This window comes from Wolinella succinogenes DSM 1740, assembly GCF_000196135.1.
In the GTDB taxonomy this organism is placed as follows: Bacteria; Campylobacterota; Campylobacteria; order Campylobacterales; family Helicobacteraceae; genus Wolinella; species Wolinella succinogenes.
The window spans coordinates 1,242,675-1,258,169 of sequence record NC_005090.1 but is presented as its reverse complement, the minus strand read 5'-3'; the positions used below and the strand labels follow the sequence as shown (position 1 = coordinate 1,258,169).

Genomic DNA, 15,495 nt, shown 5'->3' with positions numbered 1-15,495 from the left:
GGTTAATCCCCTTCAAAGCGAACGATGACAGAGGAGAGGTAGGGGCTGTTTTTGTAGCCTTGCGGATCTCCTTTTTGGGTCACCTCATCTAGCGATTTTTTAAGCCCGCTCCCTTCGCATATCTTCATCAGCTCATCATCTTTGCTAAAACGCTCTACATAGATTTCAATCGATTTTTTCCAATCAATCTCTTCGGATGAAGATTTGGCGGCTACCCCCTTGATCTCATAGAGATAGGCAATTTTCATTGTGGAGGCGATTTTGTCCTGCCAGTAAGGAATCTCTAAATAATCCTCTAAGACCAAAAGTGTATCAGCGCTAAGCCCCTTGGAGGCGAGGCTATAGGCGCGTTCATTGAGCATGGAGAACTGCTCCATGAGTTGAATATATTCAGGAAGGGCTTTGAGATTCTCCTCTTGTTCAATGAGTGTGTAGGCTTTTTTAAGGTCTTTGGCGCTGTGAGCCTCCAAGAAGGCGCGCTTCTTCTCGATGAGCTTGATTCGCTCACTCGCTAGATTTTTAAAAGGAAAGAGGCCGCCAAGGAATTTAGAGATCTCGATGGCTTTATCGAAATCTTTGGCGTTTTCTAAAAGAGCGATTCGATCCACGAGTTGCTGACCCAGCAGGTAAGTTTTTTTATAGGTCTCTGTCTCTTTAAGGAAAGGGAATTTTTCCGCCAGTCGGAAGTAGTCGGCGTAGTTTCGCTCTTTGATTGCATTGTCGGCGGCGACATATTTATCGGAATTGTGAAGGAGTGTGTAAACGCTCTCTTTTTTCTCTTTGATGGAGGCAAAGGGTTTGAGCAACTCCTGTGCCCTTGGAAGATTGGTCGCGGCGTGGGCGGCGAGGAGCTTTTTGCACGCCTCAAAGATTTTACGCCAATACTCTTCGAGTTTTTCAAAGGCGGAAAGTTTGCGAATATCAGGATGTGCTTCAGCGATTCTATAGGCTTCGGCGATATCGTTTTTCTCAAAGGCGTCAAGGAATTTGGAGACAAACTCTTTTTGGGCGGTGTATTCGCTAAATTCCTCTTTTTTGCTAGGGTCTTCCATGAAGGGGGCCACAAGAGCAAGTGCCTCTTGGAACTTATCCTTTGCCAATAGATCAATCGCCTCCTTGAGCACCTCTTTCCATTTTTCATCAAGCTTTTGGAGGTAGAGAGGAGAGGTTTTGAGGAAGATATTTTTCTCTTCGGCAAGCATTTTGGCCTTCATGAGGTCGTTGATTTTGAGGTGAGTTTCAAACTCCTCGATTCCTCGATCCAGCTCCAAAACCTCCATATAGCCATCTACATAGCCTATAAAGAGGCGATTTCCCTCCAGATGAAGCGAGGCGATTCCAATGTGCTCCGTCTGAACCGAGGCGATGGGCTGATTGTCTTTGGTGCGAATGAGATGGAGGAGATTCTCGCGCGTGCCAATATAGGCATAGTTGCCATCCTCGGTGGTGCAGAGGCGAGTGAGCCACTGAGAGAATCGTTTCTCTTCAGAGATAATCTCTTTTTTGGCCACATCAAAGATGCCCGTGGTGCCATCTTTGCAGACAAAAAGAAGATTTTTATTTTGGTTGAAAAAGCCAATATCCTCCACCACCTCCGCCGTCTCAAATGTAGCGATTTCAAGGTTACGCTCTAGGCTAAAAAGAAGTGTGGAGCGATCAAAGCAGCTCACTGCCAGAAGTGAAGATTCGGGGGAGAAAGCGATTCCGCAGATATAGTCAGGTCTTGGCAGAAGGGTAGCAAGAAGATTGAAGCTTGGAATTTGATAGATGAGCGTTCGACCATCCTCGCCACCTGTGGCGAGATATTTGCCATCTTTGGAAAAAATAGAGTTGGAGATGTCTGCCTTGTGCCAAGCAAGGGAGGTAATCTTCTCTAGGTTGTGTTCCACCTTAAGCACGATTCCTTTAGTGCTTTTATTGAGGGCAAAAACCGTGTATCCTCCCTTGGAAGCGGCAAGACTTTTGCTAAATTTATGGTGAACTTCGTGGGTTTTGGTGATTTGCACGCTTTTTTGAAATTGAAAAGTGGAGCGATTAATCTCGTAGAGATTATAAAAATTATCCAAAATGATAATACTCTCAGGGGTGATTCCAAACTCCAAAACACTCCCATTGAGTTTGAGGCGGTTGAGAACGGGAATCATGAAGCCTCCTCGGGATTAAACGGGGTTAGGGTGAGAAGGAGTCGCTCTTTAGTCTCCCCTTGAAGTCTGGAGAGCCCTAGGATATAGCGACTAGAGGGTGAAGGGATGGCAAGCAAGAGCTTTTTAGATTCTTGGGGCTCTAGCTCCAAAATCAGATGCTTCCAGTCGATAGGAGAGAGAAAGAGCGATTCTTCACTATCGGCAAGTTCTTTGAAGTCTAAAGAGCCTTTTTTGAGTTTCTCTAGCCACCCTTTGTGACCATAAAGATCAAAAAGTGCCTCGGAATGATGATTGAAAGCGATGATGGTGTCTTCGGAATCGATGATGAAAGAGGGGTGGGGCAGGGCAGAGAGGAGGGTTTCTAGGCGCAATTCGGAGGCTTTTTGAACGCTTTGGGTGAGCTGTTTGACTCTATAGCGTTCCATCTCCTTTTGAATCTCCAAAAGCTCGGTGATATCGTAGCGAATCGCGATAAATTCGACAATCTCACCCTTGGCATCAAGGATGGGAACGATGGTCGCCTCTACGGTGTAGTGACTGCCATCTTTCTTCTTGTTTTGGACGGTGCCTTTCCATATCTTGCCCGCTAAAATAGTCTCCCACATCTCTTTGAAGACCTGTTTGGGGGTGACAGGGTGACGCACGATATTATGGGGCTTGCCAAGAAGCTCTTCTTGGCTGTAGCCCGATATGTGGCAAAAGGCTTCATTGACATAGGTGATGATTCCGCGCTTGTTAGTCTTGGAGACGATGGCACTAGAATCAACGGCTTTTTTGTATTCATTCAAAAGTTGGTTGACATTTTTGAAATCTTGACGCTTATTGACCGTCTGAACAAGCTCATAGATTGATTCTTCGAGCTTTTCGGCATCAATGGGTTTGAGGATGAAGCGATTGATTCCTAGATTGACTGCATCTAGAAAGTGTTCTACATCGGTGAAAGCGGTCGTGATGACGATGAGAGCGTCAGGGTCGATGGCGCGAATGCGGCGACTCATCTCGATTCCACTCATTTCAGGCATTCTAATGTCAGTGATAACGATATCAGGCTTATTTTCCATGTAGCGCTCTAGCCCCTCAAGACCGTTAGAGGCGGTCACCACCTCTTTGAACTTGCGGAGCAGAATCTTGGCTAGAACCTGCCTAATATTCTCCTCGTCCTCCACATAGAGGATCGAAACGTTGAGTCTCTCTTTGCCTGATGGTGATGAATCGTGCATGACATCCCCCTGCCTCGAAAATGGGCAACCCCAAAAGTTGAAGCGCCCAAATAGCGATATTTGCGACACTTTTAAAGATTATACTTCATCTATTCTTTGATGAATCTTGCCCCTTGTTAGTTTCAGCCAAGTGGAAAATCAATCCAAACTTTTGTATGATTATCCCTTTTAAAGCCTCATGGTAAGGGAGCGCTCTATTTTGCAAGAGAGAGTGAAAACAAAAAAGATATTTGTTGGTGATGTTGCGATTGGGGGTGATGCGCCCATTTCGGTGCAGTCAATGACCTTTAGTAAAACAGCGGATATTGGAGCGACCAAGGCACAAATTGATCGTCTTGCGTTGGCGGGATGCGATATTGTGCGCGTAGCCGTAAGCGACCATGAGGATGCCAACGCGCTTAAGGAGCTTAAGCGTCTGAGTCCTCTGCCTTTAGTGGCGGATATTCACTTTCGTTATAAGCTCGCCCTCATCGCTGCTCAAAGCGTGGATTGTATCCGCATCAACCCTGGAAATATTGGCTCTAAAGAGAAGATCAAAGCGGTGGCGGATGCGTGTGCTGAGCGAGGGATTCCTATTCGAATCGGAGTGAATGGGGGAAGCTTGGAGGAGATGTTTGAGCAAAAATATGGTGCCACTCCCAGGGGAATGGTGGAATCAGCGCTCTATAATATTAAACTTTTAGAGGATTTTGGATTCGCCAATATTAAAGTTTCACTTAAAGCGAGTGATGTGGAGCGCACGGTTTTAGCTTATCGCGAGCTGCGTCCTTTGGTGGAATATCCCTTCCATTTGGGGGTGACGGAGGCGGGCACGCTTTTTCATTCAATGATCAAGAGTTCTATGGCGCTAGGGGGGCTTCTTTTAGAGGGAATCGGCGATACGATGCGTGTCTCTATCACGGGTGAGTTAGAGCAAGAGGTCGAGGTGGCGCGGGCGATTCTTAAATATTCGGGGCGACAGAAAGAGGGGGTCTATCTCATCTCTTGCCCTACTTGCGGAAGAATTGAAGCCGATCTAGTGAGCGCGGTGAAGCGCGTGGAGGAGCGCGTGAAGCATATTAGAGCGCCGCTTCAAATCTCTGTCATGGGGTGTGCGGTGAATGCGCTTGGAGAGGCCAAGCACGCTGACATCGCCATCGCCTTTGGGCGTGGAGATGGGCTTATTATCAAAAAAGGGGAGATACTCTGCAAACTCCCTGAAGAAGAGCTAGTCGATCGGCTTGTGGAAGAGGCGGAGAAGCTAGAGCGCGAATATTTGGAAGATTCATTTAAAAATTAAGGAGGGTTAAGGAGTATGGAAATCTTGGAGAATCTGGTCTCATCGATTGCCTCATTTGTTTGGGGTGTGCCGATGTTGGTTTTGTTGGTGGGGACAGGAATCTATCTCACGATTCTGCTTAGAGGGGTGCAGTTTAGAGCTTTGGGGCACGCCTTTAGGCTTATTTTTCATAAAGAGCCTCACTCTGAAGGAGAGATCAGCCACTTCTCTGCGCTCACCACGGCGCTTGCTGCGACGGTGGGAATCGGGAATATCGTAGGCGTGGCTACAGCCATCAGCATGGGGGGACCAGGAGCGGTCTTTTGGATGTGGGTGACAGGGCTAGTCGGGATGGCGACCAAATACGCCGAGGCGGTCTTGGCAGTGAAGTATCGCCAAAGTGGAGCGATGGGCTTTAAGGGAGGGCCGATGTATTACATCACCGAGGGATTGAAGCTCAAATGGCTAGGCGTTCTCTTTGCGGTGTTCACGGTTTTTGCCTCTTTTGGGATTGGCAATATGACTCAAGCCAATGCCGTCTCTTCAGTGCTTTTCTCTAGTATGGAGATTCCCGCTTGGGTCTCAGGCTTTGTGATGTTAGTCCTCACTGCGCTTGTGATTCTTGGCGGAATCAAGAGCATTGGTAAATTCACTGCCTTTTTGGTGCCCTTCATGATTGTGGTTTACACCACAACAGCCATCGCTATTTTGGTGATGCACGCGGATAAGATTCTCCCTGTGTTTGGCGACATATTTTATTATGCTTTCAACCCTCACGCTGCCTCAGGAGGCTTTGTTGGAGCGATGGTGGCTAGCGCGATTCGTTATGGTTTGGCGCGCGGGGTTTTCTCTAACGAATCAGGTCTAGGTTCTGCGCCCATTGCAGCAGCGGCGGCCAAGACCAATGACCCTGTGAAGCAGGCACTCGTCTCTATGACTCAGACCTTTATTGACACGCTGGTGGTCTGCACCATGACCGCGGTGGTGATTTTGAGTGCTCCCCAGTGGCTAGAAGGGGTGAGTGCGGGCGAGCTGACCCTAAGGAGCTTTGAGCACTATCTTGGAGGATTTGGCGCCAGCGTGGTGATTCTTGCGACCGTGCTTTTTGGCTACTCGACCATTCTTGGCTGGAGCTACTACGGAGAGAAGGCGTTTGAGTTTCTCTTTGGACATAAAAAAATCAAGCTCTTCAGGGCGATTTTTGTCTCCTTTATCATTGTGGGAGCGATGGTGAAGCTGGAGTTTGTCTGGAATTTCTCCGACATGGCCAATGGCCTCATGGCGATTCCTAACCTCATCGCGCTCTTGCTCCTCTCCAAGGTGATCAAAGCCGAGACGGATCGCTATTTTTCGACCAAGGCATAAAGAAAGGATTCTCTCATGGAAGCGTTTTTGCAGAAGGCCAAACAGGCTTCAAGAGCGATTGCCACCCTCTTGCCCCAGAGACGCAATGAGATTTTAAGGGCGATGGCAGGAGCAATTAGGGAATCGCAGGAGATGATTTTAAATGTCAATGCACTTGATCTCAAGGAGGCGCAAGCCTCAGGGCTTAAAGGCTCTATGCTAGAGCGTCTGGCTCTGGATGGCCCAAAGATTGCAGGAATGGCAAGAGCGATTGAAGAGATCGCAATGCTAAGGAATCCCCTGGGGAGAATCGTCGATGGATGGGTGGTGGAGAATGGCCTAAGAATCGAGAAGGTGAGCACTCCTATTGGTGTGGTGGGAATCATCTATGAATCACGCCCCAATGTCACGAGCGACACCGCTGCACTCTGCTTTAAGAGCGGGAATGTCTGCGTGCTCAAAGGCGGCAAAGAGGCCAAGCGAAGCAATGAGGCGATCGCTTCGGTGATGCAGGCGGTTCTTAAGGCAAACAACCTACCCATAGAGGCGATTTCACTCCTTCCCGATGCCTCGCGCGAGGGGGTGGCAAAATTGGTCAAAATGGATCAATATGTGGACTTGATCGTCCCTCGTGGAGGGAACGCGCTCATCTCTTTTGTAAGTGAGAATGCGACTATTCCTGTGATTAAGCACGACAAAGGGCTTTGTCATCTCTATATCCATGAAGAGGCCGATTTTGCCAAGGCGCTCCCCATCGTCATCAACGCCAAAACCCAGCGTCCAAGCGTCTGCAATGCCATTGAGACGCTTCTAGTGGATGAGACGATTCATGAGCGATTCCTTCTGGAGCTTCGACCCCTATTGGAGGAGAAGGGAACAGAGATTCGAGGGTGCGAGAAGAGCTTGAAGATTCTTGGAGGCAAGAGGGCAAGCGAGGAGGATTTCCACACCGAGTATGGCGAAAATATTCTCAATGTGCGGGTGGTGAAAGGCTTTGAGGAGGCGCTAGAACATATCGCCATCTATGGCTCGCAACACTCCGAATCGATCATCACGCAAAATCACTCCATTGCCGAACGATTCCTAGAAGAGGTGGATGCCTCTAGCGTCTATGTCAATGCCTCCACGCGATTCACGGATGGGGGAGAGTTTGGCTTTGGAGCGGAGGTGGGAATCTCCACCAGCAAACTCCACGCGCGCGGCCCCATGGGAATCAACGAACTCACCACCTATAAATTCAAAATCTATGGAGAGGGTCAGATTCGAAAGTAGAGAGCCCCAAGAACGGGCTCTCTGTTAGGAGATGGCGATTCTTTTGGCGTCTTTGGGGGCGGTTTTGGGGATGAAGATCTCTAGAACGCCATCTTTACTTTGGGCGGTAATGGCATCACTATCTACATTTTCGGGCAATGTAAAGCTCCGCTGGAACTTTCCAAAGAAGCTCTCAACTTTATAGTAGTTCTCCTCTTTGACCTCTTCTTTGAGCTTGCGCTCACCCGTAATAGAGAGGGTGTTCTCTTTCACATCAATATGAATATCCTCTTTTTGCACGCCAGGAAGATCCACTTCGATGAAGTAACCCTTCTCCTCTTCTCGAGTATTCACTACAGGGGCAAATCCTCTGAGGTTGGATTTTGCACCCCCTTCTCCTCCCTCACCAAAGGGGGTAAGAAAACGCCTCTCAATCTCTTTTAAATCCCTTAGGGGATCAAATCGAGTCAAAAACATGATAGAACCTCCTATTGATTTATTTATGACTACTAAGTCATTAAAGTTGATACACATACAATCAACTTTGGGAGAATTCTATCCCAATAGAGAGTAAATGTCAATATTTTTTAGCACTATTTGTATTTTAGTGCTAAATTCTCTCTTGCAATCGAAGGTGGAGGGCGTGGTGCTGGCGGAGGTAAATTTTTGATTCATGGAAAGAGGGAAGATGGGAGCGGACGAGACTCCAAAAAGCTTTGGAATGATTGGGGTGCTTGAGGTGGGCCAGTTCGTGCACGATCACATAATCAAGCACCTCTAAAGGGACAAAGAGAAGTTGGAGCGAGAAGGAGAGCGCCCCATTAGAGGAGCAGCTCCCTAGGCGATTTTTGGTTTTGCGGAGGGAGAATCGCTCTGGGTAGAGCCCCATTTGGTCGCTCCAAAACGCTAGGCGATCTTTGAGCCTCTCTTGAAAGAGTGTGCGCAGAGATTTGGGGCAGGGCCTAGGAAGAGAGGCGAGCGAGACCCACTCTCCAGCCAGAAGAATCTCTCCTTCGTGTGCGCTTAAAATCTCTTCTAGATTCTCTTTGGCTTTCGTGAGGCGCTCTAGGTGCAAAGTGATCCATTCATGCTGGGCATGGACAAACTCCAAGCAGCGATGTTTGGGGTAGCCCATGGGGGCGCTGAGTCGCAAAATGAGGTCAGCTCCTAGGGTGAGACGGACTCTTTTGGTTTGGGGGGAGCGGCGAATTTCAAGCGGACAGGGGAGGGTTTGCAAGGGGTTTTTTACCTTCTTTACATTAGGATTAGGGCAAAAATTCACCAAGGAAATCTTTTGGCCTCTGATTCTACCCAAAAAATCGACATGAACTCTCCTGAATTCTTGAGTGAGCTTCAGAAAACCAAGCAATTCACCGACAAGGTTATCCAGCAGTTTGGATTTTTCTATAATCCTGATTCTGAGGTGAATGAGTCAATTCAGCTAGGCTTGACACGCCACAAAATGCTCCATGGTAAGCGCTACTGCCCCTGTTTTTTTGTGACCCACACCAAGGAAGATCGCCTCTGTCCCTGCAAGCCAGCTCTTGCTCATGAAATCCCCCATGAGGGGCATTGTCACTGCGGAATCTACTGCTCCAAAGAGTTTATCGAAGCGAGTCTCTCTTCCAAAGCATAAAGTTTTTTTCGTTAAAATGGATAAAAATTAAAGGAGTTTTAACATGAAAGTATTATTGACCAAAGAGGTTAAAGGCCTAGGCAAAGCAGGCGAGATTCATGAAGTCAAAGATGGCTATGGACGAAACTTTCTCGTGGGCAAAGGCATGGCTGAAATAGCGACTAATGAAGTGATTAATCGATGGAAAGCGGAGCAAAAAAGACGCGCTGAAAAAGAGGCACAAGAGCTTGAGAGACTCAAAAATGTTGCCAAAGAGTTGGCGAGCGTGACGCTTAAAATCGTCCAAAAAGTGGGTGCCAATGGTTCACTTTATGGTGCGATCACCAAAGAAGACCTAAGTGCAGCCTTGATGGCGCAAAAAGGAATTGAAGTGGACAAGAAGAGTTTTGAGCTCAAAACCCCCATCAAAAGCACTGGAATTTATGAGATTGAGGTGAAGCTTGGGCATGGAATCCATGCCGAGCTCAAGATTGATGTCGAGGGAAGCAATGTTTGAAGCCACTACGATTCTCGCCTATAAAGGCGAGAATCACTCCGTGATTGGCGGAGATGGGCAGGTGACCTTTGGTAACTGCGTCCTAAAGGGCAATGCGACCAAGATTCGTATGCTCTATAATGGCAAGATTTTGAGCGGATTTGCGGGTAGCACGGCGGATGCATTCACGCTTTTTGAGATGTTTGAGCGGATTTTAGAGAATCGTAAGGGCGATTTGGTGAAGTCGGTGATCGATTTTTCTAAAGAGTGGCGCAAGGATAAATATCTAAGACGCCTTGAGGCGATGATGATTGTGATGGATAGAGAGCGTCTCTTTATCTTGAGCGGCACAGGGGATGTGGTGGAGCCTGAAGATGGCAAGATTGCAGCCATTGGAAGCGGGGGGAACTACGCTCTCTCAGCGGCTAGAGCACTGGATAAATTTGCCGATCTTCCCGAATCAGAGCTAGTGAGAGAATCGCTACTGATCGCGGGTGAACTCTGCATCTACACCAACACCAACATCAAACTTTTAGAACTTTAAGGAGCAGGCGTGAAGCAAGCAATGACGCCCAAGGAGATTGTTGCCTACTTAGATGAGTATATCATCGGGCAAAAAGAGGCAAAGAAGCGCGTAGCGATCGCGCTTAGGAATCGATACAGGCGCATGAAGCTATCCAAAGAGATGCAAGAGGAGGTGATTCCTAAAAACATCCTCATGATCGGCTCCACGGGCGTAGGAAAGACGGAGATTGCTAGGCGAATGGCGCGCATGATGGGTTTGCCTTTTATCAAAGTGGAGGCGAGCAAATACACCGAGGTGGGATTTGTCGGTCGTGATGTGGAGTCGATGGTTCGAGATCTTGTGGGTGCGGCGATTGCGCTGGTTAAAGAGGAGCACAAAGAGAAGAATCAAGAGGGGATTGACGCCTATGTGATCGAAAAGATCGTCCAAAAGCTCATTCCTCCGCTTCCCAAAGGGGCGAGCGAAGCAAAGATGCAGGAGTATGAATCCTCTTATGAGCGGATGAAGCAGCGCGTTATCAATGGCGAAGTGGATCATCTTAAAATCGAAATTCAACCCCCTAAAAAGAGCGTGGATTTTAGTGAGGGAAATGTTCCCCCTGAGATTGTCCGTATCCAAGAATCGCTAGCCAAAGCCTTTCTCAATTCCCAAAAAGAGGAGATGAAAAAGGAGGTCACCGTCAAAGAGGCCAAGGAGCTTCTAAAAATTGAAGCGAGCGAGGCACTTTTGGATATGGAGACGATCAAGGCGGAGGGCTTAAGAAGAGCAGAGGAGGAGGGAATTATCTTTATTGATGAGATGGATAAGATTGCCGTCTCTCAAGGCTCTTCTTCGCGTCAAGACCCAAGCAAAGAGGGGGTTCAGCGAGATCTGCTTCCTATCGTGGAGGGGAGCACGGTGAGCACCAAGCATGGGCAGATCAAGACCGACTACATCCTTTTTATCGCCGCAGGAGCTTTCCATCTAAGCAAGCCAAGCGATCTTATTCCTGAGCTTCAAGGTCGATTCCCGCTTCGAGTTGAGCTTGATTCTTTGGATGAGGAGACGCTCTATAAGATTCTCACGCAAACCAAAAATTCGATTCTCAAGCAATACATCGCTCTTTTGGAGACGGAGGGAGTGGAGCTTGTTTTTGAGGATGAGGCGATTAGGGCACTTGCGAAACTTTCGCAGAGAGCCAATGAAAAGACCGAAGATATTGGGGCGCGAAGGCTCCATACGGTGATTGAGAAGGTGCTAGAAGAGATCAGCTTTGAAGCAGAAGAGCATCAAGGCGAAAAAGTGGTGATCACCAAAGAGAGAGTGCATGAGCGACTCGATGATTTGGTGGAGAATGTCGATGTGGCGAGGTATATCCTGTGAGTGCGGAGACCTCTATCACCAAAGCGGGCTTTGTGGCGGTCGTGGGTCGCCCCAATGCGGGTAAGAGTACGCTTCTTAATTGGCTTGTGGGCGAAAAGCTCGCGATGGTCTCGCACAAGGCCAACGCAACACGCAAGCGGATGAAATTCATCATCCCCCATCAAGAGGCTCAGATCATCTTCGTGGACACCCCAGGACTCCATCATCAAGAGAAACTTCTCAATCAATTCATGCTCCAAGAGGCGCTCAAAGCGATTGGCGATTGCGATTTGATTCTTTTTCTGGCTCCCGTGAGCGATTCTATCTCGCATTATGAGGAATTTTTGCGCGTTTCAGAAGGAAAAAAACATCTCCTTCTGCTCTCTAAAATTGACACCGTGGACAATGGAAAACTACTCCAAAAGATAGCCCAATACGCTCCTTATGCGGAGTCTTATGAGGCGCTTATTCCTGTTTCGGTCAAAAAGGGAGTGGGCAAAGAGGCGATTTTAAGCGAGACAGCCAAGCAGATGCCTCCCTCTCCACCGCTTTTTGAGGAAGATATCTTGACCACTGAAAACTTTCGCCAACTCTATAAAGAGCTCATTCGAGAATCGATTTTCGAGAATGTGAGTGATGAGATTCCCTATGAGAGCGATGTGGTGATTGATAAATTTGAAGAAGAGGGGGGATTAGATAAAGTCAGCGCGACCATCGTCGTAGAGAAAGATAGTCAAAAAGGGGTGCTCATCGGAAAGGGGGGCGCGACACTTCAAAGAATCGGCAAAGAAGCGCGCCTTTTGATGGAGGAGATGAGTGGGAAAAAGGTTTTTTTGAAGCTCTTTGTCAAAGTCCAAAAGGGTTGGAGCAAGGACAAAAAGAGGCTGATGGATTTTGGATACGATTTTGAGGATTAAATCACGCATGGAGAGACAATGAGAATTGCATTAGTGCTGTTATGGATGTTGAGCTCGGTTTGGGCTTTTGAATTTGACTATGTGAAGGCCTATCGCCAAGGCGGCCTCAAAGCCGTTGAGGGCAAGCTCGAAGAGGCTTTGACAAGTCGAGAATATTGGAAAGAGAGTCTAGAAGGGGCGGATGCGCGCTTTGGCTATTATGAGAGCGTGAAGTATCTTTTCATCGCCGATAAAGCCCTCTCGGAGCTTTCGCTCTACCAACTTGGCGGTAAAAAGCCAGAACGACTGGCGCACACCAAAGCGCTCATGGGTTCAAAAAAGGGAGATAAACGCATAGAGGGCGATCTTAAAACCCCCATCGGCGTCTATGATCTCACCGCCAAACTCACTCGTTTAGATCAGCTCTATGGACCTCTAGCCTTTGTCACCTCCTACCCCAATCTCTATGATAGTTTGCAAAAAAAGAGTGGTTCGGGGATTTGGATTCACGGATTGCCCCTCAATGGCGACCGAGAGATCAACACCAAGGGCTGCATCGCGATTGATAACCAATTGCTCAAGACCATTGATGGCTCGATCAATCATAAAGAGAGTCTGCTTATTACGGGCGATGGGAATCTCTTTGAGGTTAAAAATGAGGAGCTGGTGATTCTTTTGAGTGACCTCTTTAGATGGAGAAACGCTTGGAAATTCAATGATTTGGAGAGCTATCTAGGCTACTATGACAAAGAGGACTTTTTGCGTTTTGATGGGATGAAGTTTGAGGCGTTTAGGGATTATAAGCGGCGTGTTTTTAACAAGGGCGAAAATAAGACCATCGTCTTTCAGAATATCAATGTCTCTCCCTATCCCAATGAGCGCGGAGAGCGATTCTTTCGAATCGGCTTTTATGAGATTTACAACGCTCCTAGCTACTCCTTCTCAGGAGAGAAAGAGCTCTATGTGAAGTTGGTGAAAGATAAAATGCAAATTGTGGCAGAGAAGTGATTCTCGGCCACAATGGGCTAGCTTTTTAGATTAGATCAAGATAAAAGAGAAAGATGATTCCAAGGATGATGCGGTAGATTCCAAAGGGAACGAAATTAAACCGCGAAATGAACTTCAAAAAGCCCTTCACGGCAATCATAGCAAAAATAAATGCCACCACAAACCCCACTCCTAGAGCGCTTAGATTCTCAATAGAGAGGGTGTGAGAGTTTTTGTAGAGATCATAGCCTGTAGCGATGAACATCGTAGGGAGCGCTAGGAGGAAAGAGAACTCCGCCGCTACTTTACGATTGAGCCCCAAAATAAGCCCGCCCACAATCGTCGATCCGCTTCTTGAAGTGCCAGGAATCATGGCGAGTGCCTGAAAAAAGCCAATCGCGAGCGCCTCTTTGTAGCCAATGGATTCCACGCTATTGATTTTATACTCTTTGTCCTTGTGGAGCCACTCTAGCACCAAAAAGACAATTCCGCCTAAAATAAGCGCATAGGCGACCGTGGAGGGGGCGAAGAGCGCCTTGACGTGCTTATAGAGGAGGAATCCTAGAGCGCCTGTAGGGATGAAGGCCACGGCGAGTTTGAGCCAAATATCAACCCCCGAGAAGAGTCTCTCTCTAAAGAGGGCAAGCACGGCGAGAATCGATCCTAGTTGGATGGAGATTTCAAAGGTTTTGTGGAAATCATCCTGCTTGATTCCTAATAGCTCGGAGACGAGGATGAGATGGCCAGTGGAAGAGACGGGGAGGAATTCGGTGAGTCCTTCGACGATTCCTAAGATGATGGCGTGGAATATGTCCATGAAAGTAGCCTTTTCGCAAAAATAGAAGCCTAAGAAGCGCGGAATTGTAACACATTAAGACTCTTTTTGTTAAAATCCAAGCTCTTGCGCCCGCGTTTTTGAGGGGCTAATTTGAGTTTTGAAGGGGTCTTATGTTCAAAAAGATTTTGATCGCCAATCGAGGAGAGATCGCCGTTAGAATTATTCGCGCCTGTAATGACCTAAACATTGAGAGCGTGGCTATCTACTCGCGAGCCGATCGCGATTCGATGCATGTGAAGATGGCGGATGAGACCCATGAAATCAGCGAAGATCCTATCAAGGGCTATCTCGACCCTGATCGTATTATCGAAGTCGCCAAGCTAAGCGGTGCGGAGGCCATTCACCCAGGGTATGGATTTTTGAGCGAAAATGCTCTTTTTGCCAAGAAAGTTGCCGAGGCGGGTTTGGTTTGGATTGGCCCCAATAGCGAAGTAATCGCCAAGATGGGTGATAAAAATGCGGCCAGAGAGATCATGCAGAGGCATGGAATCCCCGTGGTTCCCGGAACAGAACCGCTCAACAAGGAGAGCATGGAGAGTATCAAACGCCATGCCAGGCGTATCGGTTACCCCGTGATTCTTAAAGCAAGCAGCGGGGGAGGCGGAAGAGGGATTAGGGTCGTTCAAAAAGAGGAGGAGCTAGAGGATAGCTTCAACGCCTGCAAGCGCGAAGCGATGGCATTTTTCAAAAATGATGATGTATTCATGGAAAAATATGTCCAAAACCCCAAGCACATAGAGTTTCAAATCTTAGCCGATAATTATGGCAATGTGATTCATTTGATGGAGCGTGATTGTTCAATTCAGCGTCGCCATCAAAAACTCGTAGAGATCGCGCCCTCTCCTACTATGAGTGAAGATTTGCGTCGTCGCATGGGAGCGGTCGCGGTGGCGGCGGCCAAGGCGACAGGCTATTCAAACGCGGGAACAGTAGAGTTTTTGGTGGATGATTACAATAACTTCTACTTCATGGAGATGAACACGCGAATCCAAGTGGAGCATGGCGTCACTGAAGAGATCACTGGATTGGATCTGATCGGTCGTCAGATTCGGATTGCCAGCGGCGAGATTTTGGACATGAATCAAAACGATGTCCTCTGCCAAGGTTTTGCCATTGAGGTGCGCATCAATGCCGAGGATGTTAAAAATGACTTTGTCCCTTCCCCGGGTAAAATCACCTCCTACTACCCAGCTCTTGGACCTTTTGTGCGAGTGGATAGCTGTATCTACAAAGATTATACGATTCCCCCCTATTATGATTCGATGGTCGCCAAACTCATTGTGCGCGCTACTAGTTATGATTTGGCCGTTAACAAGATGAAGCGTGCCCTTGGGGAGTTTACCGTGAGGGGAATCAAGACCACCATCCCTTTTCTTATCAACATTTGTAAAGATCGTGACTTTCGCAAGGGCAACTTTGACACCTCCTATCTCGAGAAGAAGATGGGCGAGCTTATGCCCAAAGATATCGAAGAGCCTGCGGACATTGCAGCCGTGATCGCAGCGGCTATTGCGGCACGTGCGGGTCTTTAGAAGATTCATTGATAGAGATTTAAGTAAAATAAAGATAAAATCCACGA

At 47.8% G+C, this 15,495-nt stretch carries 15 protein-coding genes; 10 read left to right on the top strand and 5 right to left on the bottom strand.

What is annotated here, in order from left to right; genetic code table 11:
• Positions 1 to 2 precede the first annotated feature (2 nt).
• On the bottom strand, positions 3 to 2,144 hold the full coding sequence (locus WS_RS06245; protein ID WP_011139167.1) for a WD40 repeat domain-containing protein: 2,142 nt from the start codon (positions 2,142 to 2,144) through the stop codon (positions 3 to 5).
• Positions 2,141 to 3,364, bottom strand: coding sequence for a response regulator (locus WS_RS10650; protein ID WP_049770661.1), 1,224 nt, complete (start codon positions 3,362 to 3,364; stop codon positions 2,141 to 2,143). The genes WS_RS06245 and WS_RS10650 overlap by 4 nt, the downstream gene beginning before the upstream one ends.
• 178 nt (positions 3,365 to 3,542) lie before the next feature.
• Between WS_RS10650 and ispG the strand changes: the two genes are divergently transcribed.
• From ispG to WS_RS06225, 3 genes are read left to right on the top strand one after another with little or no spacing between them, the layout of a single operon-like run.
• Positions 3,543 to 4,643, top strand: coding sequence for a flavodoxin-dependent (E)-4-hydroxy-3-methylbut-2-enyl-diphosphate synthase (ispG, locus tag WS_RS06235; protein ID WP_041571823.1), 1,101 nt, complete (start codon positions 3,543 to 3,545; stop codon positions 4,641 to 4,643).
• A 15-nt stretch (positions 4,644 to 4,658) separates the two neighbouring features.
• Positions 4,659 to 5,987: an alanine/glycine:cation symporter family protein gene (locus WS_RS06230; RefSeq protein ID WP_011139164.1), complete on the top strand. Its 1,329-nt coding sequence runs from the start codon at positions 4,659 to 4,661 to the stop codon at positions 5,985 to 5,987.
• Between the two features lie 15 nt (positions 5,988 to 6,002).
• Complete coding sequence (locus WS_RS06225; RefSeq protein ID WP_011139163.1) at positions 6,003 to 7,238, top strand: glutamate-5-semialdehyde dehydrogenase; 1,236 nt, start codon at positions 6,003 to 6,005, stop codon at positions 7,236 to 7,238.
• Between the two features lie 24 nt (positions 7,239 to 7,262).
• Here the strand turns inward: WS_RS06225 and WS_RS06220 are convergent, their stop codons facing one another.
• Together WS_RS06220 and WS_RS10645 are read right to left on the bottom strand one after the other, a co-directional pair.
• Positions 7,263 to 7,694: an Hsp20/alpha crystallin family protein gene (locus tag WS_RS06220; protein WP_011139162.1), complete on the bottom strand. Its 432-nt coding sequence runs from the start codon at positions 7,692 to 7,694 to the stop codon at positions 7,263 to 7,265.
• Positions 7,695 to 7,827: 133 nt separating this feature from the next.
• Positions 7,828 to 8,454, bottom strand: coding sequence for a M48 family metallopeptidase (locus tag WS_RS10645; RefSeq protein WP_049770660.1), 627 nt, complete (start codon positions 8,452 to 8,454; stop codon positions 7,828 to 7,830).
• 57 nt (positions 8,455 to 8,511) lie between these two features.
• Between WS_RS10645 and WS_RS06210 the strand changes: the two genes are divergently transcribed.
• Genes WS_RS06210 through WS_RS06185 form a run of 6 tightly spaced genes read left to right on the top strand, consistent with a single transcriptional unit; the run spans position 8,512 to position 13,099 of the window.
• A complete protein-coding gene (locus WS_RS06210; RefSeq protein ID WP_408646032.1) occupies positions 8,512 to 8,853 on the top strand; it encodes a ferredoxin-thioredoxin reductase catalytic domain-containing protein in 342 nt (113 codons plus the stop codon).
• 43 nt (positions 8,854 to 8,896) lie between these two features.
• Positions 8,897 to 9,349, top strand: coding sequence for a 50S ribosomal protein L9 (rplI, locus tag WS_RS06205; RefSeq protein ID WP_011139159.1), 453 nt, complete (start codon positions 8,897 to 8,899; stop codon positions 9,347 to 9,349).
• Positions 9,342 to 9,872, top strand: coding sequence for an ATP-dependent protease subunit HslV (hslV, locus tag WS_RS06200; RefSeq protein ID WP_011139158.1), 531 nt, complete (start codon positions 9,342 to 9,344; stop codon positions 9,870 to 9,872). Before rplI ends, hslV begins: the two co-directional genes overlap by 8 nt.
• Before the next feature lie 21 nt (positions 9,873 to 9,893).
• The gene (gene hslU, locus WS_RS06195; protein WP_011139157.1) at positions 9,894 to 11,216 is read left to right on the top strand and encodes an HslU--HslV peptidase ATPase subunit; all 1,323 of its coding nucleotides are present in this window, start codon (positions 9,894 to 9,896) and stop codon (positions 11,214 to 11,216) included.
• Positions 11,213 to 12,112 carry a GTPase Era gene (gene era / locus WS_RS06190; RefSeq protein ID WP_011139156.1) on the top strand — a complete coding sequence of 300 codons (900 nt, stop codon included), beginning with the start codon at positions 11,213 to 11,215 and terminating at the stop codon, positions 12,110 to 12,112. The genes hslU and era overlap by 4 nt, the downstream gene beginning before the upstream one ends.
• Positions 12,113 to 12,130: 18 nt before the next feature.
• Positions 12,131 to 13,099 (top strand): L,D-transpeptidase family protein, encoded by a 969-nt coding sequence (locus WS_RS06185; RefSeq protein WP_011139155.1) that lies wholly within the window; start codon positions 12,131 to 12,133, stop codon positions 13,097 to 13,099.
• A gap of 25 nt (positions 13,100 to 13,124) precedes the next feature.
• Here the strand turns inward: WS_RS06185 and WS_RS06180 are convergent, their stop codons facing one another.
• Complete coding sequence (locus tag WS_RS06180; protein ID WP_011139154.1) at positions 13,125 to 13,895, bottom strand: undecaprenyl-diphosphate phosphatase; 771 nt, start codon at positions 13,893 to 13,895, stop codon at positions 13,125 to 13,127.
• Positions 13,896 to 14,026: 131 nt separating this feature from the next.
• Here WS_RS06180 and WS_RS06175 point away from each other — a divergent pair, with 131 nt between their 5' ends.
• Positions 14,027 to 15,448: an acetyl-CoA carboxylase subunit A gene (locus WS_RS06175; RefSeq protein ID WP_011139153.1), complete on the top strand. Its 1,422-nt coding sequence runs from the start codon at positions 14,027 to 14,029 to the stop codon at positions 15,446 to 15,448.
• Positions 15,449 to 15,495 lie beyond the last annotated feature (47 nt).

Excerpts from the sequence above, each read along its gene's own strand:
- ispG (WP_041571823.1), top strand. The coding sequence starts at position 3,543 with ATGGTAAGGGAGCGCTCTATTTTGCAAGAGAGAGTGAAAACAAAAAAG.
- WS_RS06225 (WP_011139163.1), top strand. The coding sequence starts at position 6,003 with ATGGAAGCGTTTTTGCAGAAGGCCAAACAGGCTTCAAGAGCGATTGCC.
- WS_RS06220 (WP_011139162.1), bottom strand. The coding sequence starts at position 7,694 with ATGTTTTTGACTCGATTTGATCCCCTAAGGGATTTAAAAGAGATTGAG.
- WS_RS06245 (WP_011139167.1), bottom strand. The coding sequence starts at position 2,144 with ATGATTCCCGTTCTCAACCGCCTCAAACTCAATGGGAGTGTTTTGGAG.
- hslU (WP_011139157.1), top strand. The coding sequence starts at position 9,894 with ATGACGCCCAAGGAGATTGTTGCCTACTTAGATGAGTATATCATCGGG.
- WS_RS10650 (WP_049770661.1), bottom strand. The coding sequence starts at position 3,364 with ATGCACGATTCATCACCATCAGGCAAAGAGAGACTCAACGTTTCGATC.
- hslV (WP_011139158.1), top strand. The coding sequence starts at position 9,342 with ATGTTTGAAGCCACTACGATTCTCGCCTATAAAGGCGAGAATCACTCC.
- rplI (WP_011139159.1), top strand. The coding sequence starts at position 8,897 with ATGAAAGTATTATTGACCAAAGAGGTTAAAGGCCTAGGCAAAGCAGGC.
- WS_RS06175 (WP_011139153.1), top strand. The coding sequence starts at position 14,027 with ATGTTCAAAAAGATTTTGATCGCCAATCGAGGAGAGATCGCCGTTAGA.
- WS_RS06180 (WP_011139154.1), bottom strand. The coding sequence starts at position 13,895 with ATGGACATATTCCACGCCATCATCTTAGGAATCGTCGAAGGACTCACC.
- WS_RS06185 (WP_011139155.1), top strand. The coding sequence starts at position 12,131 with ATGAGAATTGCATTAGTGCTGTTATGGATGTTGAGCTCGGTTTGGGCT.
- WS_RS06230 (WP_011139164.1), top strand. The coding sequence starts at position 4,659 with ATGGAAATCTTGGAGAATCTGGTCTCATCGATTGCCTCATTTGTTTGG.